Source organism: Vibrio toranzoniae, assembly GCF_024347655.1.
GTDB lineage: Bacteria > Pseudomonadota > Gammaproteobacteria > Enterobacterales > Vibrionaceae > Vibrio > Vibrio toranzoniae.
Genome location: NZ_AP025515.1, coordinates 289,352 through 315,558, shown reverse-complemented (window position 1 = coordinate 315,558; position 26,207 = coordinate 289,352). Strand labels below are relative to the sequence as shown.

The 26,207-nt window shown below is 44.1% G+C and carries 18 protein-coding genes; 11 read left to right on the top strand and 7 right to left on the bottom strand.

What is annotated here, in order from left to right; translation table 11 throughout:
- The first annotated feature begins 164 nt into the window (after positions 1-164).
- The 9 genes from OCU50_RS15770 (at position 165) to yegS (ending at position 11,270) form a co-directional block, all read left to right on the top strand.
- The gene (locus OCU50_RS15770) at positions 165-2,531 is read left to right on the top strand and encodes a tetratricopeptide repeat protein (protein ID WP_060469677.1); all 2,367 of its coding nucleotides are present in this window, start codon (positions 165-167) and stop codon (positions 2,529-2,531) included.
- Between the two features lie 95 nt (positions 2,532-2,626).
- A complete protein-coding gene (locus tag OCU50_RS15765; RefSeq protein WP_060469676.1) occupies positions 2,627-3,610 on the top strand; it encodes an AAA family ATPase in 984 nt (327 codons plus the stop codon).
- Between the two features lie 12 nt (positions 3,611-3,622).
- The gene (locus OCU50_RS15760; protein ID WP_060469675.1) at positions 3,623-4,579 is read left to right on the top strand and encodes a DUF58 domain-containing protein; all 957 of its coding nucleotides are present in this window, start codon (positions 3,623-3,625) and stop codon (positions 4,577-4,579) included.
- Positions 4,580-5,140 (top strand): DUF4381 domain-containing protein, encoded by a 561-nt coding sequence (locus OCU50_RS15755; RefSeq protein ID WP_060469674.1) that lies wholly within the window; start codon positions 4,580-4,582, stop codon positions 5,138-5,140.
- A complete protein-coding gene (locus tag OCU50_RS15750) occupies positions 5,133-6,212 on the top strand; it encodes a vWA domain-containing protein (protein ID WP_060469673.1) in 1,080 nt (359 codons plus the stop codon). Before OCU50_RS15755 ends, OCU50_RS15750 begins: the two co-directional genes overlap by 8 nt.
- Positions 6,205-7,947, top strand: coding sequence for a VWA domain-containing protein (locus OCU50_RS15745; RefSeq protein ID WP_060469672.1), 1,743 nt, complete (start codon positions 6,205-6,207; stop codon positions 7,945-7,947). Before OCU50_RS15750 ends, OCU50_RS15745 begins: the two co-directional genes overlap by 8 nt.
- Positions 7,944-9,338: a BatD family protein gene (locus OCU50_RS15740; RefSeq protein ID WP_060469671.1), complete on the top strand. Its 1,395-nt coding sequence runs from the start codon at positions 7,944-7,946 to the stop codon at positions 9,336-9,338. Before OCU50_RS15745 ends, OCU50_RS15740 begins: the two co-directional genes overlap by 4 nt.
- Before the next feature lie 78 nt (positions 9,339-9,416).
- Complete coding sequence (locus tag OCU50_RS15735) at positions 9,417-10,325, top strand: LysR family transcriptional regulator (protein WP_060469670.1); 909 nt, start codon at positions 9,417-9,419, stop codon at positions 10,323-10,325.
- Between the two features lie 36 nt (positions 10,326-10,361).
- The gene (gene yegS, locus OCU50_RS15730) at positions 10,362-11,270 is read left to right on the top strand and encodes a lipid kinase YegS (protein ID WP_060469669.1); all 909 of its coding nucleotides are present in this window, start codon (positions 10,362-10,364) and stop codon (positions 11,268-11,270) included.
- A 166-nt stretch (positions 11,271-11,436) separates the two neighbouring features.
- Here yegS and OCU50_RS15725 read toward each other — a convergent pair whose 3' ends face one another.
- Positions 11,437-12,225: a formylglycine-generating enzyme family protein gene (locus OCU50_RS15725; RefSeq protein ID WP_060469668.1), complete on the bottom strand. Its 789-nt coding sequence runs from the start codon at positions 12,223-12,225 to the stop codon at positions 11,437-11,439.
- Between the two features lie 137 nt (positions 12,226-12,362).
- On the opposite strand from OCU50_RS15725, the gene OCU50_RS15720 reads away from it, so the two are divergent.
- Entirely contained in the window at positions 12,363-13,694 is a 1,332-nt protein-coding gene (locus OCU50_RS15720; protein ID WP_060469667.1) for an anaerobic sulfatase maturase, read from the top strand.
- Between the two features lie 87 nt (positions 13,695-13,781).
- On the top strand, positions 13,782-14,840 hold the full coding sequence (locus tag OCU50_RS15715; protein WP_060469666.1) for a tetratricopeptide repeat protein: 1,059 nt from the start codon (positions 13,782-13,784) through the stop codon (positions 14,838-14,840).
- A gap of 103 nt (positions 14,841-14,943) precedes the next feature.
- Here OCU50_RS15715 and OCU50_RS15710 read toward each other — a convergent pair whose 3' ends face one another.
- The 6 genes from OCU50_RS15710 to OCU50_RS15685 form a co-directional block, all read right to left on the bottom strand.
- Positions 14,944-18,168 carry a response regulator gene (locus OCU50_RS15710; protein ID WP_060469665.1) on the bottom strand — a complete coding sequence of 1,075 codons (3,225 nt, stop codon included), beginning with the start codon at positions 18,166-18,168 and terminating at the stop codon, positions 14,944-14,946.
- A gap of 214 nt (positions 18,169-18,382) precedes the next feature.
- Positions 18,383-18,757, bottom strand: coding sequence for a hypothetical protein (locus tag OCU50_RS15705; protein WP_060469664.1), 375 nt, complete (start codon positions 18,755-18,757; stop codon positions 18,383-18,385).
- 108 nt (positions 18,758-18,865) lie between these two features.
- Positions 18,866-21,004 (bottom strand): ATP-binding cassette domain-containing protein, encoded by a 2,139-nt coding sequence (locus tag OCU50_RS15700; RefSeq protein ID WP_060469663.1) that lies wholly within the window; start codon positions 21,002-21,004, stop codon positions 18,866-18,868.
- Positions 21,001-22,587: an ATP-binding cassette domain-containing protein gene (locus OCU50_RS15695; protein WP_060469662.1), complete on the bottom strand. Its 1,587-nt coding sequence runs from the start codon at positions 22,585-22,587 to the stop codon at positions 21,001-21,003. Before OCU50_RS15695 ends, OCU50_RS15700 begins: the two co-directional genes overlap by 4 nt.
- Positions 22,577-24,001 (bottom strand): TolC family protein, encoded by a 1,425-nt coding sequence (locus OCU50_RS15690; RefSeq protein WP_060469661.1) that lies wholly within the window; start codon positions 23,999-24,001, stop codon positions 22,577-22,579. The genes OCU50_RS15695 and OCU50_RS15690 overlap by 11 nt, the downstream gene beginning before the upstream one ends.
- Positions 23,976-26,207, bottom strand: a complete 2,232-nt coding sequence (locus OCU50_RS15685) for an ATP-binding response regulator (protein ID WP_060469660.1) — start codon at positions 26,205-26,207, stop codon at positions 23,976-23,978. The genes OCU50_RS15690 and OCU50_RS15685 overlap by 26 nt, the downstream gene beginning before the upstream one ends.

Genomic DNA, 26,207 nt, shown 5'->3' with positions numbered 1-26,207 from the left:
CGAAAGAGCTCCTAGGAGCTCTTTTTCATGTGCATTTCGATGAGTCAATACTAGTCGCGCATGTGAATCACAACTATCGTGCTCACTGCCACTAAATAATTGTAAATTCGTTGTTTTTACGTCTACCTTATTAAGCATAAGGATGTATAAAAACAAGGAATGTTATGTCTGCATGGTTGTGCTTGCTAGTGAACGGATTGAAACACCAGCGAGTTGCAGTATTATCCGCAATGTTGTCTTTACCTATGTTGTTGATACTCAGTGTCAATACGCATGCCAATGAACAGGCTTTATCAGTTGGATCAGAAGGTTCGCTTGTTAGCTCTCAAGCTACATATGTCGGCTCGGAAGCATGTATAGACTGTCACAGCGAAGAAGTGGAAGCGTGGCAAGGCTCTCATCATGATATGGCGATGAAGCATGCCGACGATGAAACGGTATTGGGCGACTTCAACGATCAAACCGTGACTCATAAAGGAAAACCCAACCGTTTTTTTCGCAAGGGTGATGAGTTTTGGGTCAATATCGAAGGACCAGACGGTCAATTCAAAGATTACAAAATCAGCTATACCTTTGCCTTTGAACCTCTACAACAATACATGGTTGAGTTTGAAGACGGACGTGTTCAATTGATTCCTTTCGCTTGGGATTCTCGTGGTGAGGGAGAAGGCGGCCAGCGTTGGTTTCACCTCTATCCAGATACTACCAACACCGATGAATTCTACTGGACCAACAGTGGTCAGAACTGGAACTTCATGTGTGCAGACTGTCACTCAACGAACCTAGAAAAGAACTACGACAGCGCAAACAATACTTACAATACCACTTGGTCTGAGATTAATGTTGGTTGCGAAGCGTGTCATGGCCCTGCGAGTGAGCATGTTGATCAGACCCGGTCAGCAAAAGCTAATGGTGGGAAGGGTGTCCAAGTCTCGGCGCATTATGGTTTCGATCGCGACTTGTCGAAGTCAGTGAAAGAGTGGATCTATCAAGAGGGCAACTCAACCCTACAACCAAAAGACATCATCAATACCAATCAAGTTCAAACTTGTGCTCAATGCCACAGCCGACGTACTCAGCTAAATGAAACGGGTGACCACGTTAATGGGTCATTCTTTGATAAATATCGTCTGAGCTTAATTACCCCTGAGCTTTACCACAATGATGGTCAAATCTACGATGAAGATTACGTTTACGGATCTTTCTTGCAATCAGTGATGGCAGAGAAAGGCGTCACGTGTACTAACTGTCACGATCCCCATACCGCAGAACTGAAAATTGCCGAAGAAGCCGTGTGTAGCCAATGCCACATTGCCTCTGAATACACACCTGAAAAGCACACATTCCATGAAGCCAATACCGAGGCTTCACAATGTACCACTTGTCACATGCCTGAAACGACGTACATGGAAGTTGACCCAAGGCGTGACCACAGCTGGCATATCCCACGTCCTGATATTAGCCAGCATATTCAAACACCGAACGTGTGTACGAGCTGTCATGAAGACCAAACTGACCAATGGGCCGATCAACAAATTGGCAAATGGTTCCCAGATTCTAAGTATCGTAACCAGCAACACTTTGCTGTCGCCTTTTACGCGGATTCAATCGGGCATAGAGGTGCAGAAGATGCATTGGCGTATTCAGCTCAGGATTCAAGCTTAAGTAATATCATTCGTGCTTCGAGCTTAGAACGTTTGGGTGGTAACGCAGGTAAGAACACGCTCATCTCATTGGCGAGAGCGGTGAAACACGACGATGAAATGATCCGCTTGGGCGTTGTGCAAGGCTCGTCCGGCTTTCCATTTACTGACCGTTGGCAGATTATAGAGCCACTACTGGAAGACTCTGTATTGTCGATTCGTTCAGAAACCGCAGGCGCACTAGTACGTTATTGGGGAGAAATGAATCCGCTGCAGAAAGACCAAATCAAGCCTGCATTAGAAGAGTACATAGAGATACAACAATTCAATGCTGACAGAGGGTTTGGCCGCACGAACTTAGGTAACGTTTACCGAGATTTAGGTCAGCACGACAAAGCCATTGAATTCTATCAAGGTGCTATCGAGATTGAGCCTTACTTCGAGAACAGTTACGCCAACTTGGCTGATTTGTATCGTGCACTGGGCGACGAGCCAAAGGCATTAGCAACATTGAAACAAGGCATTCAAGCGCAACCAAAATCAAGTGTGCTGCCATTCAGTGCAGGGCTATCAATGCTGCGAGTGAAAGATTACAAACAGGCAACCAACTATTTAAAACAAGCGGCAGAAACCGCACAAACCGACCCGCAATATTGGTATGTGTACGGTTTGGCTTTAGAGAAGTCGGATGTACTTGCGGCAAGTCAATCACTGCATAAGGCTTACCAATTTAGTCGCAACCCACAGCACCTGTATGCTCAGTGTGAAGTGTTGGCGCGAAACAGCCATATACCGGGCGTACCAAAGGCGTTTGAGCAATGTATTTCATCATTGAGCAAAGTGGCTCCGCCGGAGGCAATTAACCAATTGAAAGCTAGGTTTAAATAAAGCGATGAGGTGAGCTTGGCTATCGAGCTTATAACTAATAGTTATGGGGCTTGTGAGTAGGATGTACGCAGCCAGATTGAATTAAGGGAAGGCCTATGAACCATGCGCAACAAGCAATAAACCAACTGATTGAACAAACAGAGAAAAGTGTTATCGGTCAGAGCCTCGTCGTTCGGGCTCTGGTAATCGGATTATTGACCAATGGCCATGTGCTTCTAGAAGGGCTTCCCGGTACAGCGAAAACGCGCTCGGTGAAGTCGTTGGCGAATTTATTGAATACAAGCTTTGGCCGTATTCAGTTTACGCCCGATCTCCTGCCATCAGATGTAACGGGTACTGAAGTGTATCAAGAGCTAGATGGTAAGCCTCAACTGCATTTCCAACCGGGTCCTATTTTCAATAGCATTGTTCTGGCCGATGAAGTGAACCGTGCCCCTGCAAAGGTGCAAGCGGCACTGCTTGAAGCGATGGCGGAAGGCACAATAACTGTGGGTGGCCAAACTCATATACTTCCAGACTTGTTCATGGTGTTAGCGACTCAAAACCCGGTTGAACAAGAGGGCACGTATCCGCTACCTGAAGCACAAATGGACCGTTTCATCATGAAAGTGACGGTCGATTACCCAGAAGACGAAGCGGAACGCGACATCATTCGATTGGTGCGTAGCGAAGAGCTAGGCAGCGAGACCAGTTCTGAATTAGTCACACCACAGCATATTGAACCTGAATTGGTACTTGAAGCTCGTCGCCAACTTCCTGATATTGCGGTTTCTGATTTAGTCGAAAACTACATTGTGGCCTTAGTGATGGCGACTCGTAAGCCAGAGCGTTACCCAGAATCAAACTTGTCTAAATGGATTGAGATTGGTTCAAGCCCACGAGCGTCAATCTCATTGGATAAATGTGCTCGCGCTTATGCTTGGCTGCAGGGGCGTGACCACGTCACGTTAGACGATGTGCGTGCAATGTTACCTACCGTATTAGGTCATCGATTCTCATTGTCTTATGACGCATTGGCCGATGGTGTTGACCATCAAAGAGTGGTTGAAGAACTGCTTGATAATGTTGAGATCGGATAACTAGGGGGCGTCATGGCGAAGCCAACACAAGCTCCCAAACCGCAAGGCCTTGATCCACGATTATACTGTGATTACTCAAGGTTAGTGCGAATACAGGCTCAAGCTGAGTCGTTTTCTCTGTTGCCTCATCTTAAGGCGGGCAGTGTACTGTCAGGTCGACATAATTCTCTGTTCCGTGGCCGTGGTTTGAACTTCGAGGAATTACGGCATTACCAATTAGGTGATGATATCCGTAATCTCGATTGGAAAGTTACGATGCGAACGGGTAAGCCTCATGTTCGCAGCTATACCGAAGAGAAAGACCGTAATGTGATTATCTGTGTTGATCAGCGCAGCTCGATGTTCTTTGCTTCTCAAAACACCATGAAATCCGTTGTGGCGGCGGAAGTTGCGGCATTGTGTGGATGGCGAGTACTGAAAGATGGCGACCGTGTTGGCTTTGTTTTAGCCTCACATCAAAAGCTATTCCATACCAAAGCACAGCGCTCACAGTCTGATTTACTCGCTCAACTTAAACACCTTACTAAAGCGAATCAAAGCTTAGGTGTGAGTAACAGCGAGGGTGTCGGGTTCAGTCAATGGATTGAACTGATAAAGCGAATGAGACTAAAACAGTCGACCTTAATCTTTATTAGCGATTGGCGTGACTGCCAAGAACAACATCTTGATCGACTCAAGCAGCTACAGCAGCACAACGACATCCTTGCCATTATGGTGACCGATCCCTTAGAGCAATCACTGCCTCATGATCTTGCTAGCGCGAACTGGGTGGTGGGTGATGGTCGTTTTCAGCTCAATCTCGATAGCCAATCTAAGGTCAACCTTGCGAGCGAAAGCCTTGCTCAAAAAGCGGCACTTCAAAAACAATCTCTTGCTGAATTAATGGCGATGAAAAACCTTCCTTATATCGAATTAGATACGTCTGGTGCTCATATTTCACAGCTTCAAAAGCTAGTAGGAGGGCGCTAAATGGCCATTGAACATACGCCTCCTAGCACTTATATCCTTCGTGAACTGCATGATGTCACGATTCCCGACAGCGTGAGCTGGGTTCCCCAAACGATCGGCTGGAAGATCCTCGGTGTGGTCTTGCTATTGGTTGCTTTCTATCTGACTTATCGCTTGGCGTTAAGATGGTGGAATAATCGTTATCGCAAAGAAGCGCTTAAAGAGCTCGTGCTATTGGATGCGCGAGACAAAAATTCGACCGAGCGAACTTTCAAGGTGCTCAAAGTGGTGCTTCGTTATCTAGACAGCAGCAATGCAAAGTTGTTTGGCCAATCTTATGTAAACCGATTGAATGCTTATTTGCCTGTTAGTGCTGGCACGAGTGCAAACAGCAATGCTTTCTTTACCGATGAAGTGTCGGGGCTGTGGATGCAAAGCTTAATTGATCCCAAGGTGCGTTTGACCTTTGAACAGCGTTTAGAGGTGATTCAAACTGCGATGATGTGGTTAAAACTTCATAAACCCGATGTACAAACAAAACCGAATGTACAAGCGAAACCAGAGGGGCAAGATAATGTTTGATAGTTTATCTGCCAGCTTTGAGTTCGCGCATCCATTGTGGTTTATCGCGTTACCATTACCTCTGTTGGTCTACTTGGCTGTACCTGCTTATCGCACCAAGCAAATGGCCATTAAGGTGCCGTTTTTCAGTGAGTTGGTAGAAGCGATTGGCGAGGCGCCATCCGAGGGTGCAAGCCAGTTAACACCAAGTTGGTGGCAGCGCACCACGTTGATTATTACTTGGGTACTCGTGGTTTGCGCGTTAGCTAAACCAACCATCTTAGGTGAGCCACAAGTTCGTGAACAATTGGGCCGCGATGTGATGGTGGTCGTCGATTTATCGGGCTCAATGGCTGAACAAGATTTTACTTCTAAACAAGGGGACAAAATCTCGCGTTTAGACGCAACTAAAGATGTGTTAGCCGACTTTGCTAAAACTCGAAAGGGCGACCGACTCGGTTTGATTCTGTTTGGTGACGCAGCATTTGTACAAACGCCATTCACTGCTGACCAAGATGTGTGGCTTGAGCTACTTAATCAAACCGACGTGGCAATGGCAGGGAAAAGTACGCATTTAGGTGATGCCATTGGCCTAGCGATTAAGGTGTTTGAACAGAGTGAGAAGCAGAGTGCTGCGGTTCAAGGTTCAATCATTGATGCCAACGCAAAAGAGAAAGTAGTGATAGTGCTGACTGATGGTAATGATACTGGCAGCTTTGTTGAACCTATCGATGCGGCCAAAGTGGCTAAGGCGAAAGGCGTTCGTATCCACGTTATCGCCATGGGTGATCCGCAAACCATGGGCGAAGTGGCTTTGGATATGGAAACCATCAATCGTGTGGCTCAAGAGTCTGGTGGCGAAGCCTTTGAAGCCCTTAACCGCGATGAATTGATTAAAGCTTATGCTCAAGTTGGTGAGCTGGAGCCTAAGTTGTATGAGAGTACGACTTATCGTCCTAAACAGGGATTACACCATTATCTGATGGCCATTGTTGTTGTGATGTATTTGACTGCGTTTAGTTTAGCAACAATCCGCCGACGCTTGATTTTGGCTTCTTCAATGAAAAATTTGAAAGGAGAGAACGATGCCTGATTCTCTCATGTTGCAACAGTTCTTTACCCAGTTTCACTTTATTCGACCATTGTGGTTGTTGGCCTTTATTCCGATGTTTTTCCTACTGTGGATTCGTTGGAGAGAAGAGACTAAGCCAACGTGGAAAGACATTCTGCCTGCACATTTACGCGATGCATTGACCATTGGGGAAACCGGCTGGCGCAAACAGTTACCACTGAAGCTATTAATGGTGATTGTGACCATCGCCATTATTATCTGTTCAGGCCCAACATGGCAGCGTGAAGCTTCACCTTTTGGTGAAGACAAAGCGTCGATGTTAGTGGTACTTGATAACAGTGACTCCATGTTGGCTAAAGACTTACCACCAAGTCGCTTGGAACGCTCTAAGCAGAAAATTAGAGATTTACTTGCAGCTCGCAAGGGCGGCAACACGGGTTTGGTTGTGTATGCAGGCAGTGCTCACGTTGCGATGCCAGTGACCCAAGACAGTAAAGTATTCGAACCGTTTCTGGCGGCTATCACCCCTGACATCATGCCAGTATCCGGAAAGTCAGCGGAAGAGGCATTGCCACTCATCAATCAACAATTGTCGGGTGAGTTAGGTTCGTCAGTGTTGTTGGTATCTGATGGTGTTAACCCTAGTACTATCAGGGCGTTCGAAAGTTTCTTTAACGACAATCCGTATCAGTTGCTCATTCTGGCGGCCGGAAATAGCAATGTGGTGAGTGATAATCCCGTTGATCTCGATTCATTGCGCAGCCTAGCGAGTAAGACGGGTGGACGACTGTTCGAAGTGACCGTTGATAACTCCGATATCCAACAGCTCAACCAAGCGGTTGAAAGAAACATGCAACTTAACGGTGAATCTTCAATGCCTTGGAAAGACATGGGATACGGCCTGCTTATCCCAATGGCTATCATCATGCTGTTGTGGTTTAGAAAAGGGTGGTTGGTTCAATGGTGTGTGGTTGGCGCTTTGATTACAAGCAGTGTGTATTCTCCGCACACTTTGGCGAAAACGGTCAGTTTAACTGCTGACAAGCCCATGGTTGAAGAGTCCGTGACCGTTTGGGATAAAACAGCCCAATGGTGGTGGGATTTATGGCTGACGCCTGATCAACAAGGACAACGTTTATTGAATCAAAAGGAATACCTTGAAGCCGCCAAGCATTTTAAGGATCCAATGCGAAAGGGCGCGGCTTATTACTATGCTCGTGATTTTAAGTTAGCTCATAGCGCCTTTTTACAAACCAAAACCGATTATGGTTTGTATAACGCCGCAAGTGCGTTGGCTCGACAGCGTGAGTACCTTGCTGCTCGTGATCTACTGAAATCACTGAGTGAGAAGCCCGATCTGTCGCCAGAATTAAAAGCTGATATAGATAATAACTTAGCGGTTTTGAGTGGCATTGTCGAAGAGGTTAATCGCACCAGTGAAAGCCAATCAGGCACCACCGACGGCCCTGAAGAATCTTTAGAGCTGGAGGATGATCAACCGCGCACGGGTGATGGTGCAGAAGAAGAAACGGTGGCGGAATTAATGCTTAAGGAAACCCTTAACGCCAATGAGATTTTGGGTAGCCAAGAGCTTGCCGACAAGTGGTTGAAGCGAGTAGAAGCCGATCCTAAGTTCTTCTTGAAATCGAAATTTCAAATTCAGTTGAGAGATCCAGCGCCTTTGCTCGAACGGACATCGCAACAGGAGCAGTCGTCAAAACAAGAACAGGCACCAAAACAGGAGCAAACACAATGAGTCGATATGATTTAGCTCTTGCAGCGGTTCAAGTAAAGGCAGGGCGCTCAGAGTCCTTTAACCTAACCAAGACCTTGCTTGTGTCGATGGTTCTGTTGATTAACACTGTTTTACCTACTCTTGCTTCTGCGGCCGATATCTATGACCTGCAGAGGAATGGCGATGTCGAATTGATCGCTTGGGTCGGAGAAAAGCCAAAGTCTGGCGATAAAATTACGCCTGCAAAAGTAAGCGTTAATGAGCAAGTGATTCTGAACATTGAGGTGGCGACACCACGTTGGCTAACCGGGGGGACTCGAATTGGTAGCATCGAAATCCCGAACGTTATTGCTAAGCAGCGAAATCAACTTGCGACCAACTACACTGAGCGAGTGGAAGGTACAACATGGTCACGCCAACGCTGGGAAGTGACGCTTTATCCGATGACTTCAGGCGAATTCGTGATTCCTACTGTGCCTGTTCGTATTCAAGTGTCAGCTCCTGATGGATCAAACGTTGGTGGTACGCTCTATACGCAACCCATTAAGTTTGAAGCTTCATTACCTTCAGGTTTATTAAGTGATGAATCACCTTGGTTTTCTGCGATAGATGTGGATGTTGAACAGCAATGGCAACGTTCGAATGAAAACTTGAAAGTCGGTGACGCGGTTACACGAACAGTGACGATCAAAGCCAAAGACAGTTTGTCGGTGTTACTGCCGGATGTGTTGTCCAATGAATCGACTCAGCAATATCAAGCTTACCCACAACCTAATCGTTTAGACGATACACAAGAACGTGGTGATTACCGTTCTAGCCGAATCGAAGAAACGGTTTATGTGATTCAACAAGGTGGCGAATTTACCTTGCCGGATTTCTCATTCCAGTGGTGGGACAGCAAGAATCAACGTCTTGAAAGTGTTGTCATAAAAGGTGAGGTGTTTGAAGCAAAACACACTGTTCAATCCTTCATCAAGGCTTATATGTCGGTCTTTATCAGCGTTGGCTTGGCATTAGTGCTGTGTGTTGCGTTGTTTGTTTCTTTGAAGCGTTATTACAAGAACCGACCAACACCGAGCTGGTTGGTATTCCGTCGTTTGCTTAAGCAAGGTAATTGGTCTGCATTGAGAACCTTTATCTATCGTGAGTTACGAACTCAGACTACTCAGCTAGAACTGGATAAAGTGAAGCTGAGTAAAGTGCAACTGGGTAAATTGAATGGACAAAAACGTTGGGTGGAGGACAGCGAAGCACTTCAACAAGGGCGTGAAGATAAAAACGTATTCGCTCGTTTGTGGAGAGGGTTACATAACCTGCCTAGTGACCAATCAAACTCAAGCCATTCTCATTCGATTTTCGCTCGCTTGAAAATCCCTAAAGCCTTGCCAGACTTAAAAGATAAAACTAAGTAGCAAACTTTAGTTATTCGCATCGAACATAATCGGCAGGTTCTCTATTATGGGGAACCTGCTTCTTTAATATGGAACTGTATGAAAAATACCGAGCTAAATTTAATTCCTATATTTGTTGCTATCTATGAAGAGCAGAACTTGTCTAGGGCTGCTAGTCGCATGGATATCAGCCAGCCAGCTGTGAGTAAAGCGCTTGCGCGGTTGCGAGATATCTATGACGAGCCACTGTTTCATCGAACCACTTCAGGCGTAGAACCGACTACTTTTGCTATTGATATTTACCCTGCAATGGCTGCCGCATTGAAGAACTTCACTTCTACTTTATCGGATTCAAGAGACTTCGATCCTAAAACCTCAGGCCGCGTCTTCTCAATTGCTTGCGTTTCAGCGGCGAGTTACGAAATGATGCCAAGAGTCATGCAGTTAATTAGCCAAGTGGCGCCTGGTATCGCATTGGAAGTTCACCCTCTGTTTACTGAAGACTACGAGTCTGATTTAAGGCTCCAAAGACACGATGTGATTGTCGATATGACTCCAAAGGGAAGAACCATGCTCAAGCATGAGGTGATTTCTAAAGAGGAGCTGGTGATTGTATGCAGAGCTGACCATCCTACGATTGGCGACACCATTAATATGGATCAATTTCTTTCTCTTGGTCACGTCGTGGTATCTCGTTGGCATGCCCGTAAAAGCTTGTTAAGTTCTGAACACTATGATGGCTTAGAACAGCGCAGAGTGGTTTACCGAGCGGCTGGCGTTGTCGAGATGCTCCCGGTCATTGAGAACTCAGATTACATCGGTATGCTGCCAATATCGTCGGTTCGCTGCTTCTCGGAGAAGTACAATGTCAAAATACTGCCTTTACCATTCGAGTTGGAAGACCTCGAAATGTGTATGATTTGGCACCCAAGCCGTACCAATGAGCCAAGCCATAAGTGGCTGCGTGCTAAAATAAAAGTGGCGGCAAAAGAGATATCAAGTTACTAGTTAGACTATATTAGTTAGCATTATAGAGGACATAGCATGGACAGCATTCGCGCGATTTTCAATGGTAAGAAAGCCAATACTCCAGAGTTAAGACAAGCGGTTTTTGATGCAAGAGACCGTGATATCGACCTACAAGTTAGAGTGACTTGGGAGCCTTCAGATATGCATCGTCTAGTAAACGAGGCAATATGCGATGGTATGAAACGGCTCATTGTTGCTGGTGGCGATGGGACGGTTAATGAGGCCGTTAGTGCGCTCAACCAGTTTCAAGTAAGTGAAAGGCCGCAACTTGCGATTATTCCCATGGGAACCGCGAACGACTTTGCTACCGCTACCGGCATCCCAAGCGATATACCTTCGGCATTCGATTTGGCAATAAAAGGTTCAGCTTTCGCGGTCGACAGTGTTCGTGCTAATGACCGCTATTTCATGAATGTAGCGGCAGCAGGATTTGGAGCTGAAGTGACTGCTGAAACGCCTGTTGAATTGAAAGACTTTCTTGGTGGCGGTGCGTACACGTTAACAGGCGTGGTGAAAGCGTTAGGCTTTAAGCCTTACAGCGGCACCTTAACCGTAGATAAAGGCACTTTTACTGGCGAAATTCTGGTTGGTGCGTTTTGTAATGGGCGCTTGGCCGGTGGCGGTCAATCACTTGCGCCTGAAGCTTTGATAGACGATGGCTTAATGGATCTAACATTAGTTAAGTCATTTGTAGCGTCAGATTTACCGCAAGTTCTTGAGGAGTTAAAAAGTCCTGATGAAGACGGTAAGTATGTTGTGCATACCCAAACGAGCTGGCTTGATATCGATTTTACTCAACCTTTACCGATTAATTTAGACGGAGAGCCTTATCGCTCAAATAACATCCGATTCGAAGTTGTTCCATCAAGCATCCGTCTGGTACTTCCTGATGACTGCCCTTGTTTAAGTAAGAACTGCGTTTGAATATGCTCAATGTCATATGGTGTTACTGAACGTGAGATCTGCTTTGCTTCAATAGTGTGCTCTGTTTACTGAGTGTGCTTGCAATATTTTCTGCGTTCTTATCGCCAGCCGAGATCCGGGTTAAGGTTGTGCTGTGTAATACTGAATTATCTTAACCCGCCTGTAACTAGTCTACGTCTTTAACTAGGCGCAGCCCCATGTCCGACATGGTGATTGACTGACTTGCGAAATCACGACGGTAACTTTCAGACTCATTTGCGTCATAAGCAAAGCTGCCACCGCGCACCGATTTATGTGATAAACCTACGTCACTGTGCTTTGCATTGTTTGGATTATTTGTTGGACCGAATCTATAGAAGGTGTCATCGAAAGCATCAATGACAAATTCACCAACGTTTCCTGTCATGTCATATAAGCCTAGTTCATTTGGCTTTTTTAACCCGACAGGATGCGCGCTATTTTTCGAATTTGCTGAGTACCACGCAACATCATCTAAGTTGTTGGAACCACTGTAAGTATAGCCTTTGCTTTTGTTGCCACCTTTGGCTGCAAATTCCCATTCCGCTTCAGTCGGTAGGCGGTATTCTTCGCCTGTTAGTTCATTCAACTGCTCAACGAAATAGTTCGCTTGTTGCCAGCTTAGGTTGTTGACCGGAACTTGCGGGTTTTGGAAATAACTGAGAGATGAACCCATCACCGATTCAAACAATTCTTGAGTCACCTCAAACTTCGCGATGTAGAAACTATCTACAGTTACATCACGGGCTGGTCGTTCTGCTTTGGTCGCTTCCGAACTGTTTGAACCCATGGTGAATGTTCCGCCTTCAACCAACACCATCTCTTGGTCAATTTTTTGAGCGATAGGGTGTGTAGGCACGCTTGCACAGCCGCTTAGGAAAATAGTCATGGTGACGCCGCTAACTGTTGCTAAATGTTTGTAATTGATAAATTTCATCACGTGCCTCAAATGTTCGAAATAGGGCGTAATTCTAACGTTTTTGGTCATTCCTATTGGTTATAAAGGGTATAACATGCCACTGACTTAATTCGGAATTATGATGGGAACAAGACACTAAGATAGGTAGGTAAATCATGCACATTACTCAAGGTCCACAATATAACGGTAAAGCGTCTAAGCGCCTGCACGTTATGGCTAAGCCGATTGGTGCAGCGTGCAACATTGACTGTAAATATTGTTATTACCTAAGTAAGCAAGATTTGTTGGAGTACAAGAAAGGCAGTTCTCCAAGAATGGATGATGAGACGCTAGAGACTTACATCCGACAATACATCGAAGGTCAAAATACGCCTGAAATCATCTTCTCATGGCAGGGTGGTGAACCGACTATGTTAGGTTTGGCTTATTTTGAGCGCGTGGTTGAGCTACAGAAAAAGTATCAGCCTGAAGGTGTGTTAATTTCAAATGACCTACAAACTAATGGCACATTACTGAATGACGATTGGGGTCGATTCTTAGCTAAGAATAACTTCCTGATCGGTTTGAGTATTGATGGCCCTGAAATGCTACACAACGCTTACCGTACCAACCGAGCGGGTCGTGGCACATTCAAACAAGTGATGGCTGCTGTAGAGTTGCTGCACAAGCACCAAGTCAAATTCGCCACGCTTACCTGTGTGAATAATCTCACTAGTCAAAACGCATTAGAAGTGTATCGTTTCCTACGTGACGTGGTGAAGTCCCCCCAAATGCAATTTATTCCTATCGTAGAACAGAAAACCTTTAGAACCGTTGCACCGCAAACGTCTCAAGTGAGTGAGCAACTCAAGCAAGGTGATAAGCGTCTTATCCCGGGCCACAAAGATTCGATCATGGAATCATGGTGTGTTTCGGACTTAGCGTGGGGCAACTTCCTGATTGCTGTGTTTGATGAGTGGGCGAAGCATGATATCGGTAAAGTGTTTGTTCAGTATTTTGAAGCAAGCTTAGAAACGTGGATTGGTCGTCCGAACCCGCTTTGCACCTTGAATGAGATCTGCGGTAAAGGTTTATCGATGGAGCCAAACGGTGATGTGTTCTCTTGTGACCACTATGTTTACCCTGAATATAAAATTGGCAACATCCACCACGAGAAGCTTGATGACTTAGCATACAGTGCACCACAACAGAAATTTGGTTTCGCTAAATCACGTACGCTGACGAGCCAATGTCAGCAATGTGATTACAAGTTTGCTTGTCATGGCGAGTGCCCGAAAAATCGCTTTATCAAAACTCGTGCGGGTGAGCCGGGCTTGAACTATTTATGCGCGGGCTGGCACAAGTTCTTCTCTCATGTTGATAAATCGATGGCGTATATCGCGCGTGCGATGAGACACCCTGTTGCTCATGGTAAGTACAGTGATTCTGTGATGATGGCGCGTCGAGCAGAACTGGCAAAACAAACGACGTTTGAGACTAAGTTTTAACTCAGTGTCTAGGTCTATCGATCCTAACGAAATTTAATCAGATATGAGTCTAGGGACAGGCTAAGTTCTCCAGCTTAAGGTAATACTATGATCAAGAAGAGTTTAGCGACAGCGGTTGCTTTGTTTATTTCAACGTCCGCATTGATTTCAACGTCAGCGATGGCAGCTAATAGCGTTCAACAAACCGTTGATGCTCCGGCACAAAATATCAATCAAGTGCTTGAAATGACGGACACTCAAACCCGCATTCAACAGTTGTCTTACATGGCGCAAGATCAGAATCAGTCTATTGAAAACCGTACTGGAGCGCTGCAAGAGTTAGCTTCATACCCAAGCCAGAATGCGCTGGTGGCGGTTGCTAGAAGTTTGAAAGATCAAGACCCTGAAGTTCGTGAAGCGTCTGTGATTGGCTCTGAACCTTATCAATTAGAGCACCGTTGGGCATTGGTATCTCCCTTGCTTAAAGACAGCGATACCATGGTTCGCCACACGGCAACATCAAATCTAATTCGTGACTTTAATGCCTTAGATGATCAACAAAAAGCGCAAATCGAACCACCAGTAAAAGAGTTGATCAGTTTCTTAGAAACGCAAGAATCTGAAAAATATCAATTGCTGTTTGCTGATGTACTTCGCTGGCACAACGAATGGGATAAGGCGGAAACGGTTTATCTAGACCTGAGCAAAATGCATAAAAAAGAGCCACAAGTTTGGTTAAGTTACGCTGATAATTTCCGAGCGCAGAAAAAAGACCAACAAGCGGTCGATGTATTGGATCGCGGTTTGAAACATGTGCCTGACAACGCAGCTCTACATTACTCTAAATCTTTAACTTTGGTTCGCCTTGAAGACAAGAACGCTGCGGCCAATGAGATTGAAGTGGCCGCTAAGTTAGCGCAAGATAACAGCTATTACTGGTACCTCAATGGGGTATTACAAGAAGAGTTGGATATCGACAAGTCGACCAAGTCGTTTGAAAAAGCGTACCTAATATCGGGTTCCCCAGAGCAGTTGTACGCAGTATGTGACATTTACGTACGCTACGGTAATGAGAAAACGGATGAATGCTTAGTTGAGCTTTCGAAAGTGGCTCCGAGTTACGTGATTGATCAGCTGAAAGAGAAGCGAGTAGCGCCAAGCTCGTAATATCTTCAATAACAACGTTGAACAATTAAGAAGTCAGTTGATATATTCGATTGGCTTTTTTGTCTTGTCCTGAACTGTGCGACTCGTGTGTGGGTCATCTCGTCTAACAAGTTGCACTTTCTATTTGATGGAATAGTTTGTCTTTTCTTACGGGCTTCGCGACGTACCCATCCATTCCCGAATCAAAGCACTTTTGAATGTCATCATCGATAACGCTGGCGGTTAACGCGATAATAGGCGTTTTATTTAAACCTAGATTTCTCTCGTATTCTCTAATCGCTCGAGTTGCGGTGAAACCGTCCATTACTGGCATCATGCAATCCATTAAAATAATGTCAAAGTTACTGTCGCTCTTATACATATCAACAGCGATTAGTCCATTGTCTGCAATTTCAAATGCATAGCCCGCTTTTTTCAGCATTAAAGATGCCACCTTCTGATTCACGCGATTGTCTTCGACAAGAAGTATCTTTTCAGATTTACTCGGCACTGTGTTTTGTTCTGTTTCTTCTGGCAATGTCTGTTTGGCTTTGCTTGAGTTATTAATAGGAATGACAGTTGATGCTACTGATGTCGACTTTTGATGAGAGGTGACAGGCAAAGGCATTGTCTCAACAGCGGCTAGGATTTTCTCTTCCAACATTTCGAACTTGAATGGCTTTGGTACATAGTCGTCCATTCCTACATCGAAACACTTTTGAATATCATCATCAATCACACTGGCGGTAAGTGCAATAATAGGGATACGACGTTTTGCTTTTGTTTCCTCTTCAATTCTTCGGATGTTGACTGTTGCTTGAAATCCATCCATAACTGGCATCATACAATCCATCAATATTGCCGCGTAAAGAGAGTTATTAGCAAACATATCCACGGCTTCTTGGCCATTGTTTGCAAATTCGAAGTCAAAGCCACTTTTACTTACGTGAAGGCCAGCAATCTTTTGGTTTATTTTATTGTCTTCCACGATCAGAATTTTATGTTGAGGCATTAGATCTTGTTGATTGGCTTCTGAGCGAGCAGCAGAGCCCTGTACATCGCAAAGTTCAATGGCTTTTATTAAGCGTATGCCAAGTAGCGGTTGTGATACTTGAGCGGTGATACTGTTACCAATATCACCTGGTTCGCTGAGAAATGAACGAAGGAGACAAATAGTAGCGCCGTTTTGATGCAGTTTATCTAAGTTGTCGGAATGGTCGTTAACTCGGAACGAATCATCTTCAGCGAAAATGACAGTGGTCGATTTACTGTACTTTTTCGTTCTGATTTGCTTAACAATATCGTCTGCGTATTCCGTTATTTGAGTCACTTTCAAACCATAAAGATTAAGGTCGTTTTCTATGCGATCAGAAAGTGCATTTTTGTTACCTAGAATGTAAATGTTAGCGGTTGCTAAACTTGGCTTCGGCAACATTAAGTCAACGGGTAATTCTAAATCGAAGTAGAAACAACTGCCTTCCCCTTTAACTGAGGTGAGTTGAATCCTACCACCCATAAGTTCAACGAGCTGAGTACTGATGGCGAGACCAAGACCTGTGCCGCCGAATTGTCTAGTGGTTGAATTGTCCTCTTGAGCAAAAGGTTCGAATATTTGTTTTTGTTGCTGTTTATCTATACCAATGCCGGTGTCACGCACAGCGAATCTAATGGTAACACTATTGCTAGGTTGGCTGAGAGTTTGGATCGATAATGTCACCCCACCTTTTGCGGTAAACTTCACTGCATTCGACATAAAGTTCATTAGAATTTGTCTTAATCGGTGATCATCAAGCATGACTCGTGCTGGTGTATCTGAGCTGATGTCGACGCTAACTGTGATATTTTGCTCTTTTGCTTTCGGTGCAACAATTGAGGCGATGTCGTATATTGATTCTCTGATGGATGCGGAATGTGGGCTGATTAATAGCATGCCAGATTCTATCTTAGAAAAATCTAAGATATCGTTGATTAAACTCAGTAGCAGTTGAGATGATATTTCAATGGTATCAACATAATCTCGTTGTGTTGGGGTAAGCGGAGTATCGGAAAGGACTTCTGAGATACCGATAACGCCATTTAATGGAGTACGTATTTCGTGAGACATATTAGCAAGGAAGCTACTTTTTGCCTTACTCGCTTGGATTGCGTGATCTTTTGCCTGTTCAGCCTCTTCTTTAGCCTGTTCAGCCTCTTCTTTAGCCCTTTCGGCGTCTTCTTTCGCTATCATCAGTCTCTCTTTAGCGAGCCCTTGTTCGATGGTCAATCGTTTTACTTGCTGAGCAAATAGACTGAGCTCATCTTTTCCTTGTATTAGTTTATCTAAAGAAGGCCGAGTTTGATCGTTCTCACTTTTTAAAAACTTGAGAACCAAATTAAGGTTATTGGTGACCTGCCTTGTCAAACTTAAGGTTAACCCCATCACTAATGTAGTGAGTAGGGCGCCGATAGAAATAAACAGCGTTCTCTGCATCTGAGCGGCATAAATCGCTTGCTCAACTTCTTGTTTGAATTCTTGTTTAATGATACTACCGAGGCTTTGTAATAGGCTTAGGCGTGCGTTCATTGCCTCTAAACCAACCGAGATTTCTTGTGGACTTAGCTGGCTTATTGCGTTGAGGTTGAGTAAGGCACTTCTTATTTTTTGGCTTTGAGTAAAAACGTCATTTCTAAACACCTCAACCATTAAAGCGACTTGATCCTCGTTAGCATTTAATAAAACGAAGCGTTCTAGGAACAGTTGTTGCCTTTCACTGAGGGTTTTTATTTGTTCTGCAAGTTCTGGGCTGTATTCTTGGCTGCTTTGAAATATTTCAATCAGTGAGGTACCCAGTTTGAATTCCTCATTTGACCAAAAAGCTAGCCACTCAAGCTGTTGTAATGCAGTGAGGTGCTGCTGAATCTCACGTTTGGTGTTCTCAAACGGGACTTTTTCTATTTCGATCAATAACCGTTTGTACGTATCACTTTGCCACTCAAGGGCATCTAATTTATCGTAACTATCGGTTGCTTCCATCGTAAATAGAGTCGCGTCGCTGAAGTCTGCTACAAGTTGATTTACTTCATCAGAGGCGTCTAAAAAAATGGATGGGGAGACCTTTTTCAGTTCTTCTCTTACTTGACTGCTTTGTGTCGCAAACTCCTCCGAGCTAAAAGTTAGAGCACTCCGAGATAAGGCTGAAACATCCTGAAGGTAGACAAATAGCTGATTGGTTCGTTCAAAATCGTCTAACTGAGTTGTTAAGATATAAGCCTGCCGGCCTGCAAGGAAGAGCAAGAGTGAAATGGGGAGTAAAACTAAGCCAAAGAGTTTGTGTTTGACTGAAAGGTTATTCCAGACCGTAATCGGCATATAAGGATCCATGCTACTGTTTTTATATAAAAACAGTAGAATAAAAATGACAATATGGAAACTTTGATAAGGTAAATTTAGTGGAAGTGTGGAAGGGGTATAAGTTCCGAGGATCTTATCGCTTATCTTGCAATACATTCCGTTCTTGGCCATTGATAACGTTTGGCCTTAGGTTCATTTTGTATTTTTATTGATGAGAAATTTTAAAGAAAGCTTAATGATGATGGTTGTTGTCTTTATTTACTTCTAATAGAAGTTGCTCTAGTGCTGATTTTGCAGTCGGTTCTAATGTCCAAATCCCTAGCATTCGCTGGAGTGCGGCACGATATACTCTGTTTTTTAACAGGAAGGCGAGAGTGCTAGTGTCGTTATTCAAAACATGGCTTTGTATCACGATTAGCTCAGCTTTGTTTGCGATGTCAATTTTCTGAAGATTAAAAGCGGGTAGAAATGCACACTCATACCATACCTCAACAACCTCTCGGAGTTCGATTTCCTCTTCAGGTACGTCACAGCCCTGAAATTGATGATTTTCAGGAATAGTGGATAAGTACGATACATCAAGCTTGTCTGCAACGAATGTGTACATTTGCTTCCTAGTTAAATGTGACTTGAGGGTAAATCATCTCTTTCACTTATGTTTTTGTCAATTACATCCATTTACCTAAAGAGTTAATTGTGAATAAAGGTTGTAGTTTTAACTTAAACTGTTTAAGTATTTGTCTGTTAAACCAAAATATTTCAAATTACCATCTGACTCTAAGACTAAGCTCATGTTTGATGTAATGATCAAGCCTGGGTCATTAGTCGAAAAAATCACGGTCGTGTTCAACAGTTTATCGGTGAACAAGCGATTAAAATACTGTGCGTTCTCGTTTTCGGCACCATTGAAAGGTTCATCTATGATGATCAGAGATTGTTCACAATTACCTAAGCCAAGCGCTAACCGCAGTTTTTGCTGAACCCCGTTGGGAAGGCTTTTGCATTTATCCACGCTCAATTGAGTCGACAAACCTTCTGGTAGCCACTCATCCAATTCGAAGAAGCTGATCATCTCTTGCATATCCTCTATTGGAATGAGTCCATTGTGCAAAATGAAGTTAGTCTCTAGAGAGCCCTCGAAGATGTGCAAGTTAAAAGGGATGTAGTTAATCGATGTGCGATAGCGATAACTGTTGAATTGTTTGATGTTGTAGCCATCGACCGATACCGCGCCTTGATAGCGGTCTTCTAGCCCGGCAATGATGGAAATTAGCGTTGTCTTGCCGCAGCCTGTCGGGCCACAAATCACGACTTTTGCACCGGGTGGTATCTTGAAACCAAGATTGGTTAAACCGGTTGCGGCCCCTGTGTAACGGTGGCTCACACCACTGCCCACAATACTGCCTTGAAACAAGCGAATGGGCGGGCTCTTTTCTAAAGTCAGTTTGTCGTCATTCATCGACATTAAGTTGTTGATCTGAGCTGATGACGCCTTAATTGATTGGAATTTGGAAATGGAGTTGTAAATACCCATGATCGGTCCTAATGCCTTCCAAACCAAAATAACGGTTGCGAGCATGGCACCAGCATCTGAAGTACCTTCCATTACGCCGATTACCGCAGCGACAATACTCGCTGTGCCAATCACTTGGATCAAACTGCCCCCTGCAGCCTGAATTTTGCTGTTGGTCACGGCAACGTTCTCTGCATCATTAGTGCTTTGCATATGGGAAGCACTAAAGCGAGATTGAACCACACGCAATAAAGGTAGACCTTGAATGGTCTTGATACCACGAAGGATCTCATTCCATTGATAAGAGACCATCGCATTGGCACGAGAGCTTTTGGATGTGGCTTGTGAGTAGATATAGCGAGAGTACACACAGAATACCAACATTAAGACTAAGCCGGCCATTACTACCAGTGCTGCCGTGCCAGACATTAGAGCTATCGCGATGATAAATACAATCACGAATGGCATATCAAAGTAGCTGAGGGTCGATTCTGCCGTTACTAATCGTCGGAAGGTATCGATATCTTTTAAGCGAGCCAACTGAGACGAAACCCCAGCGGTTGATGTCATAGCGTAGGGCAGCCATAGAAGCTTTGATATAACGGCTTGGGATATGTGTACCGCGAGATCTTTACCTGAGGTCGCTATGATATTGACCCGCATTTTCTTAAAAAAGTATTCAGAGAAACCAACAATAATGGCAAATAAGGTCAGCCAGTAGAGTGTTACTTGAGAACTAGACGTGAGCGCGAAATTATACACACTCATAATAAAGAAGGGTTGTAATGCCCCAAGTATGCTGATGAAGAAGCTCAAAATTATTAAGCTCTTGAATTCGTTGTTATAACGATAGAAAGCATATTTGATCCAATTACTTCTATCTTGAGATTCTGGTGGTGGTTCACGAAATAGACGAGAGTACTCGCTGATAGAAATCAACAAGCATGGCTTATTACACATTGGATACTCAATAGTATTGTTGTTCGTGTAATCAAACAGCAGCAATTTTCCATCCTTTGTTCCCAAAAAGATGGCGTTGAGGTTTTCTATCTCAATAAAGCTTGGATTAGGGTGCTTATCGATATTTTCGAGTGTTTTAAGCTTAGTGGCATCACAACGGTATCCAAGACGCTCTATGGTTGCGGTAAAGCTGTCGCTGTCTTTTGGTTTTGGCATAAACGCATCACTGAGGATAGCAGGCGTACCTTCCCATTCAAGCGCTATCAATGCGTAAGCTAATCCACGAATCAGAGGTGACTGATTGTAGCGTTCGTTATATCCGATTGCTTCAAAGTCCAATACACGCTGCGATACATTGTTGAAGTCAACGAGAATACTCATTGATTACCTCCCGTCAGTTTGACACGTTTGAGGCGGTGGTTAAGCTTGTCCATTTTATTGCTGGCAATGATCAAGATCTTGTCATTAGAACGATAAGCAGTACTGGTCAGCACCACTCGGGCAAATTCATCGTCAAAGACACAATCGATATCGTCGAATATTAATACGCGCTTGCTAGCGAGCAGGGCGCGGACGAGTAACAGAGCATAACCAACTTGGCGTGAGAATGGGTTGCGCATGTGACCTTTAAGTTCGGTGTAAAATCCGGCGGGAAGAGCATCGATTTGTGTCTTGATGTTCATGGTTTCACACAGTGCGAAAGCCGTGTTATTCAGGCTTGGTCGGAAACAGGTGAGGTTATCAATAATGGTACCTTCTACGAACGAGCTCGTTTTATCGACCATCAACACGCTGTTACGCCAAACGTTGTAGTTAATGTCACTCAGAGGCGTGTCGTTGATCATAATTGCCAGATGGTCATCGCTGCTTTGTCTCGTAATACAGTTGGCGAGGTGGGTCTTGCCTGCACCACTTTTCCCCGTGAGCAAATAGGCTTGACCACGCTCGAATTCGATACGTTGCTTGTCAGAGTACTTGACTGAAATGCGTTCAACTTCTGTTGTTTCATGTTGATGTTCTACTGAAGCCGTCAGTTCAAGCAGTTCCGCGATACGTTGTATATGAAGTTTATTTAGTTCCCAACGGCTCGCGGTACGCATTACTTGTTGGTAGGGGGCAAAGTAACGGTTGGTTAGCATGATGATTGCAGCCATGATCCCTTGGCTTGATTCCATGTTGATAACCGCCATTGCCAACACCACAACAACACAGGCGATGGAGAGCTGTTGGATCAGTGCCAATATCAACCCGAAATTAGATTCAATTTGCTCATATTTGATGTTTTCGACTTCGCGTTCTTCGACCATTTGTGTCATCAAGCTTTCGACGCGGTATTCCATGTTTCGCGCTTTGATATCCAGTGGGCTAGAGATGATTTCTATGATTTTTGATGTGGTTAAGCCTTCGATATCGGATTTATTTTGCAGGCTACTAATCTTTTGTTTAGAGAGGCTAAATGCGAAAATAGCCAAAATAATCGAGGCTATCAGAAGAGTAACGCCCGCCCATATGTTGATTAGCCCTATTATTATGATAGTTAATAAGCTAACCGCTAGGTTGATTAGAGCCCGAACAGACTCTCCGCCAAAGAAGGTTTTAAGTTCAGGAATAGTAGAGATGCGTTCGAGGTACTCACCGGGCTCTAAGCGGCGGTATTTGGAAATCTCAGCCAAACAGATGGATTGAAAAACCTTGTTAGTTAAGTTGGTCTCAAACTGCCTCATGATGACAGATGAGATCTTCTCTTCCTGATTCTTGAGATGGTAATCGAGGAAGATAGAAATCAAGATAATAGCGAACAATAAGAACAGAGTGTTTTGTGCTTGATTGGGTAAAACACGGTCGAAAATAATCAAAATAGAGAAGGGCAAAACTAATCCAAATAGGGTGGAAATTATCGTGGAGAAAGTCAGATAACACTTGTCTGCCATATTGATCTTTTGAGAAAATTGTTTAGTTTGCATTGCGATCTCCTTTCTTCAAGGACGAAGTCGAAAGAAGGTGTTTAGGCACTAATTCTTGGCTGTCTCGATCTTCGATATCACTCATCAATTGCATGATACTCTCTATAGATTCTACGGAGAGCACGCCCTTAATTTTTTCGAGTTTGATGGTCTCGATGATGTAGTCATATCGTGCACTTTCGTAATCTCTTAAAGCGCTGAATAATTTACTCTCGGCCGCGAGCAAATCGGTGATAGTACGCGTACCTAATTGGTAGGCTCTTTGGATCCCTTTGTAAGACGCATAATTAGCGCGAATGATGTTTTCATAACTGCTTATAGACTGGGAAAAGTCGTTAATGGTAAGTAGCGAGGTATTCACATTGTTACGTGTGGTGTAAAGCGAATCTTGGTAAAGCAATTCGGTACGTTCAATGGCCGTCGAGGATTTTTGATATCCGTAATAATCAGAACCACCGGATAAGATAGGTACGGCTAGATTTAAGCCAACACTCGTTGAGTTACTTTCACCAGTCGCTGTTATATCGGTCTTGTCGTAGTTATTGGCGTCATCATGCCGATAACTGGCTGAAAGCGATACTGTAGGTAAGAAGTTCGAACCGCTCTCTTTTAAGCCTCTACGGCTTCTCTCGACGTTTTTCTTAGCCACGAGTAAGTCGTTATTAAGCTTTAATGCTTGATCCATGATTGAACGTTGTTCTGTTTCGTTTATCTCTTTTAAAGGCACGCTTTCGTATATATCTTGCGAAGGTGTGATTGGGTATTGAATCTGAATCGATAGCCCATTGAGAATGACTTGGCGATCTTTTTGTAATGTTCTTAATCGATTTGCCACCCCCTCTTTTTGTGCAATCACTTCGTACAGTTCACTGGCAGCTGTGTTGCCTAGTTCCACGTTACGTTTCATCTGATGTTCACGAGCCTCAGATGATTTAAGTTCAACTTTCGTTGCTTTTATCTGTGCGTTGTTTTTCAAGTACTCAAAATATTGAGAGCCGACTTCTGAGATGGTGTCTTGGATTTTGTTCTCGTGTTTAATCTCTTCAATGTTGAAGTCGAGCTTTGCCGTTCCATACTTAAAAACATCGCCAAGATTGAATATTGACTGGGAAAGGGAAAGGCTGTAGCTGTTCGAGTTGTAGCTTGAGGTCTCATCGGGCACGCTCCGCAATAAGGTCTCATTTTCATTCCATGTGGTATCGGCTGCGCCATTAAGAGAAGGGAGGAACTTAGAGCGGCTGATACCAATGTTGTACTCGTTCTCTTCGACACCTTTATCACTCGCGCGAAGTGAAAGGCTGTTTTGCAGGCCGAGTTCTACTGCCTCAAGCAGGGTCGTCGCCGATGCTGAAGGTGTAGTACTTAATGCAAGCGCAGCCATGATGCTGCTAGTTAAGTTTCTGTACCGCCACATATTTGTTGATCACCTTGATGATTTCGTCGCTTTTGTAAGGTTTGCTGATCACGTAATCCATTCCGGCCTCAATACAAGCCTGGTGTTCGTTACTGCTGGTCAATGCGGTTGCACCTATAATGGTGCAAGGTTTCCTATCTTTATTTTTTTCAAACTGTCGAATACGCTGTGTTGCTTCTATGCCGCCCATTCCTGGCATGATGCAGTCCATAAAAATAATGTCGGAACGTTGATTCATGAAGTGTTTCACGGCGTCGGCACCGTCACCAACAGTGTCTGGTTCGTACTCTTGCTTGGTTAAAATGCGCTTAAGTAAGATTTGTTGAACTCGGTCATCCTCGACGATCAGGAATGAGCTGTTTTCCATTTGTCCTTCCGATGCTTCCGCTTCCATAATGGAAAGTAAGTTAGGAATAAACTCGTAAGGAATAGCTGGTGAGTTTATGATTTTATCGACGAAGCTGTGGCACTCTTGCGCGTGTTGTGTGTTGGTTACGGATAACAACAACTTGGTATTCGGGTGATTCTTGAGCTGTGATTTGACCGTTTTACAGAGCGATGAAAGCTTATTGGGTTCAAATGTATCGGTCAGCATTATTGCATCGTATTCACCGAAGGAGTTCGCTGCTGAAAATAGCTCATTAGCAGTGCGGATCTCGGTGATATCGAGCCCCAAATTGGAGAGCATCTTTCTCATGACATCTATGCGAATTTGAGTGTTTGCGCAGAGCATCAAACGCTTACCGTCGAAACGAGTTTTCTCCGTATGGAAGCTTTTAGCCTTTAGGTCAAGTTCTATTTGAAAACGCTCTTGAGTGCCTGATTGGAACCAGCGGCTTTCGTAGTATCCGTAATCTTTCAAAATGCTCTTTGCTAAGTCGTCTGTGCTGGTGGTGTGGTCTTTGTGAGCGCTCCAATGGAGTGTATTTAGTTTTGCAACAAACACATCAAGCGTTGAGAGGAAATTAAGGTTGATGGTGACGCGCGTATTTTCCATATTAGAAGCCGCACCAGATTCAATCGTTACAAACAATTTCTTGTTAGCTTTGAGCTGAATAGCGTTAGAAAGCTGCAAGAAAAGTATCCAGAATAAGCTGGTGGATTGACCTTCAACGCGATTTGGTAAATTGTCAGAGATAAGACAGTCGAGTTGGCTTTCATTACGCTGAACTTTCGCACTGATATGAATCATCAATTCAGACAGCACGCTCAAAAGCGAGAACTCTTTAGATTTACTCTCTGAGCCTTGAGAAATCAATCGGTTATAGTTTTCAGCAAGCTCTGATAGTGTATTGGAAGCAGACGTAATGTCCTTCGCCATTAACACGCCGCTCTCATCGGTCTCTTGAACTAGGTATTGCACGCCACCATTGATAGTGTTGGTTATTCCGCGAATTTCATATCCTATTAGGGCATACAGTTGCTTGTAGAGATCGTTATTGCGCTTTTGGTCTTCTAATTTACTGAATACCAATTTGAGGTGAGAGTAGATCTGACGTTGTTTGGGGTTGATGCTCACTTCGTTAAGAAGCTCTTCAAGTCTTTTTAAATCGAGCTGCTTGAGTTCTTGGTATAAGGCATCGAATTCACAGTCTATTTCTCGTTCGTTTGAGCTGGATTTTTTCAGTTTCAATATAGCTGCTGAGTTAGAAATAACGATAATAACAGCCAAGATTACGGCTATCATAAACAACCACACAAAGAACTTGTTCTTTTCTGACATCAAGTCGCTCGCGTGCTTATTAAACATGTTGCGATAGTTGTCATCCATTTGCAGGTAGCTGTTAGTGAGTGAAAGGTATAAGTCCAGCATGTCATTACGTGTTTTGGAACTATCGACAAAGCGATTAATAGCTAATTCCATTTGTGTATATTCGGTCGCCCCAACCAAGCTGAATTCGGTTTTGTTCAAAGAGGCTAAAGACCTAAACTCATCTATTTCGCTTTTTAAGGTTGATAGTTTCAAATCATTGCTGCTGCAATTGTTGGTTCTTAAACAACGTTGCAGGGTTTGGATATCAAGTTCGATAGTCTGGTTGAGTTCTTGAGCCTTTATTAGAAGTGGGGCGCTTTGCACTTGAGCGACTGAGTCTATTTTCGACCAAGAAAAGTACAAATAGAAAGCGAGCGCGGTTAATACCACACTAAACAATATGCTAAGGCGTAGAGCTGGAACGGAAATGTTGTATGAAGGTTTTCCGCTCAT

Coding starts and splice junctions, on each gene's coding strand:
- OCU50_RS15770 (WP_060469677.1), top strand. CDS start 165: ATGTCTGCATGGTTGTGCTTGCTAGTGAACGGATTGAAACACCAGCGA.
- OCU50_RS15765 (WP_060469676.1), top strand. CDS start 2,627: ATGAACCATGCGCAACAAGCAATAAACCAACTGATTGAACAAACAGAG.
- OCU50_RS15760 (WP_060469675.1), top strand. CDS start 3,623: ATGGCGAAGCCAACACAAGCTCCCAAACCGCAAGGCCTTGATCCACGA.
- OCU50_RS15755 (WP_060469674.1), top strand. CDS start 4,580: ATGGCCATTGAACATACGCCTCCTAGCACTTATATCCTTCGTGAACTG.
- OCU50_RS15750 (WP_060469673.1), top strand. CDS start 5,133: ATGTTTGATAGTTTATCTGCCAGCTTTGAGTTCGCGCATCCATTGTGG.
- OCU50_RS15745 (WP_060469672.1), top strand. CDS start 6,205: ATGCCTGATTCTCTCATGTTGCAACAGTTCTTTACCCAGTTTCACTTT.
- OCU50_RS15740 (WP_060469671.1), top strand. CDS start 7,944: ATGAGTCGATATGATTTAGCTCTTGCAGCGGTTCAAGTAAAGGCAGGG.
- OCU50_RS15735 (WP_060469670.1), top strand. CDS start 9,417: ATGAAAAATACCGAGCTAAATTTAATTCCTATATTTGTTGCTATCTAT.
- yegS (WP_060469669.1), top strand. CDS start 10,362: ATGGACAGCATTCGCGCGATTTTCAATGGTAAGAAAGCCAATACTCCA.
- OCU50_RS15725 (WP_060469668.1), bottom strand. CDS start 12,225: ATGAAATTTATCAATTACAAACATTTAGCAACAGTTAGCGGCGTCACC.
- OCU50_RS15720 (WP_060469667.1), top strand. CDS start 12,363: ATGCACATTACTCAAGGTCCACAATATAACGGTAAAGCGTCTAAGCGC.
- OCU50_RS15715 (WP_060469666.1), top strand. CDS start 13,782: ATGATCAAGAAGAGTTTAGCGACAGCGGTTGCTTTGTTTATTTCAACG.
- OCU50_RS15710 (WP_060469665.1), bottom strand. CDS start 18,168: ATGCCGATTACGGTCTGGAATAACCTTTCAGTCAAACACAAACTCTTT.
- OCU50_RS15705 (WP_060469664.1), bottom strand. CDS start 18,757: ATGTACACATTCGTTGCAGACAAGCTTGATGTATCGTACTTATCCACT.
- OCU50_RS15700 (WP_060469663.1), bottom strand. CDS start 21,004: ATGAGTATTCTCGTTGACTTCAACAATGTATCGCAGCGTGTATTGGAC.
- OCU50_RS15695 (WP_060469662.1), bottom strand. CDS start 22,587: ATGCAAACTAAACAATTTTCTCAAAAGATCAATATGGCAGACAAGTGT.
- OCU50_RS15690 (WP_060469661.1), bottom strand. CDS start 24,001: ATGTGGCGGTACAGAAACTTAACTAGCAGCATCATGGCTGCGCTTGCA.
- OCU50_RS15685 (WP_060469660.1), bottom strand. CDS start 26,207: ATGAGCGGAAAACCTTCATACAACATTTCCGTTCCAGCTCTACGCCTT.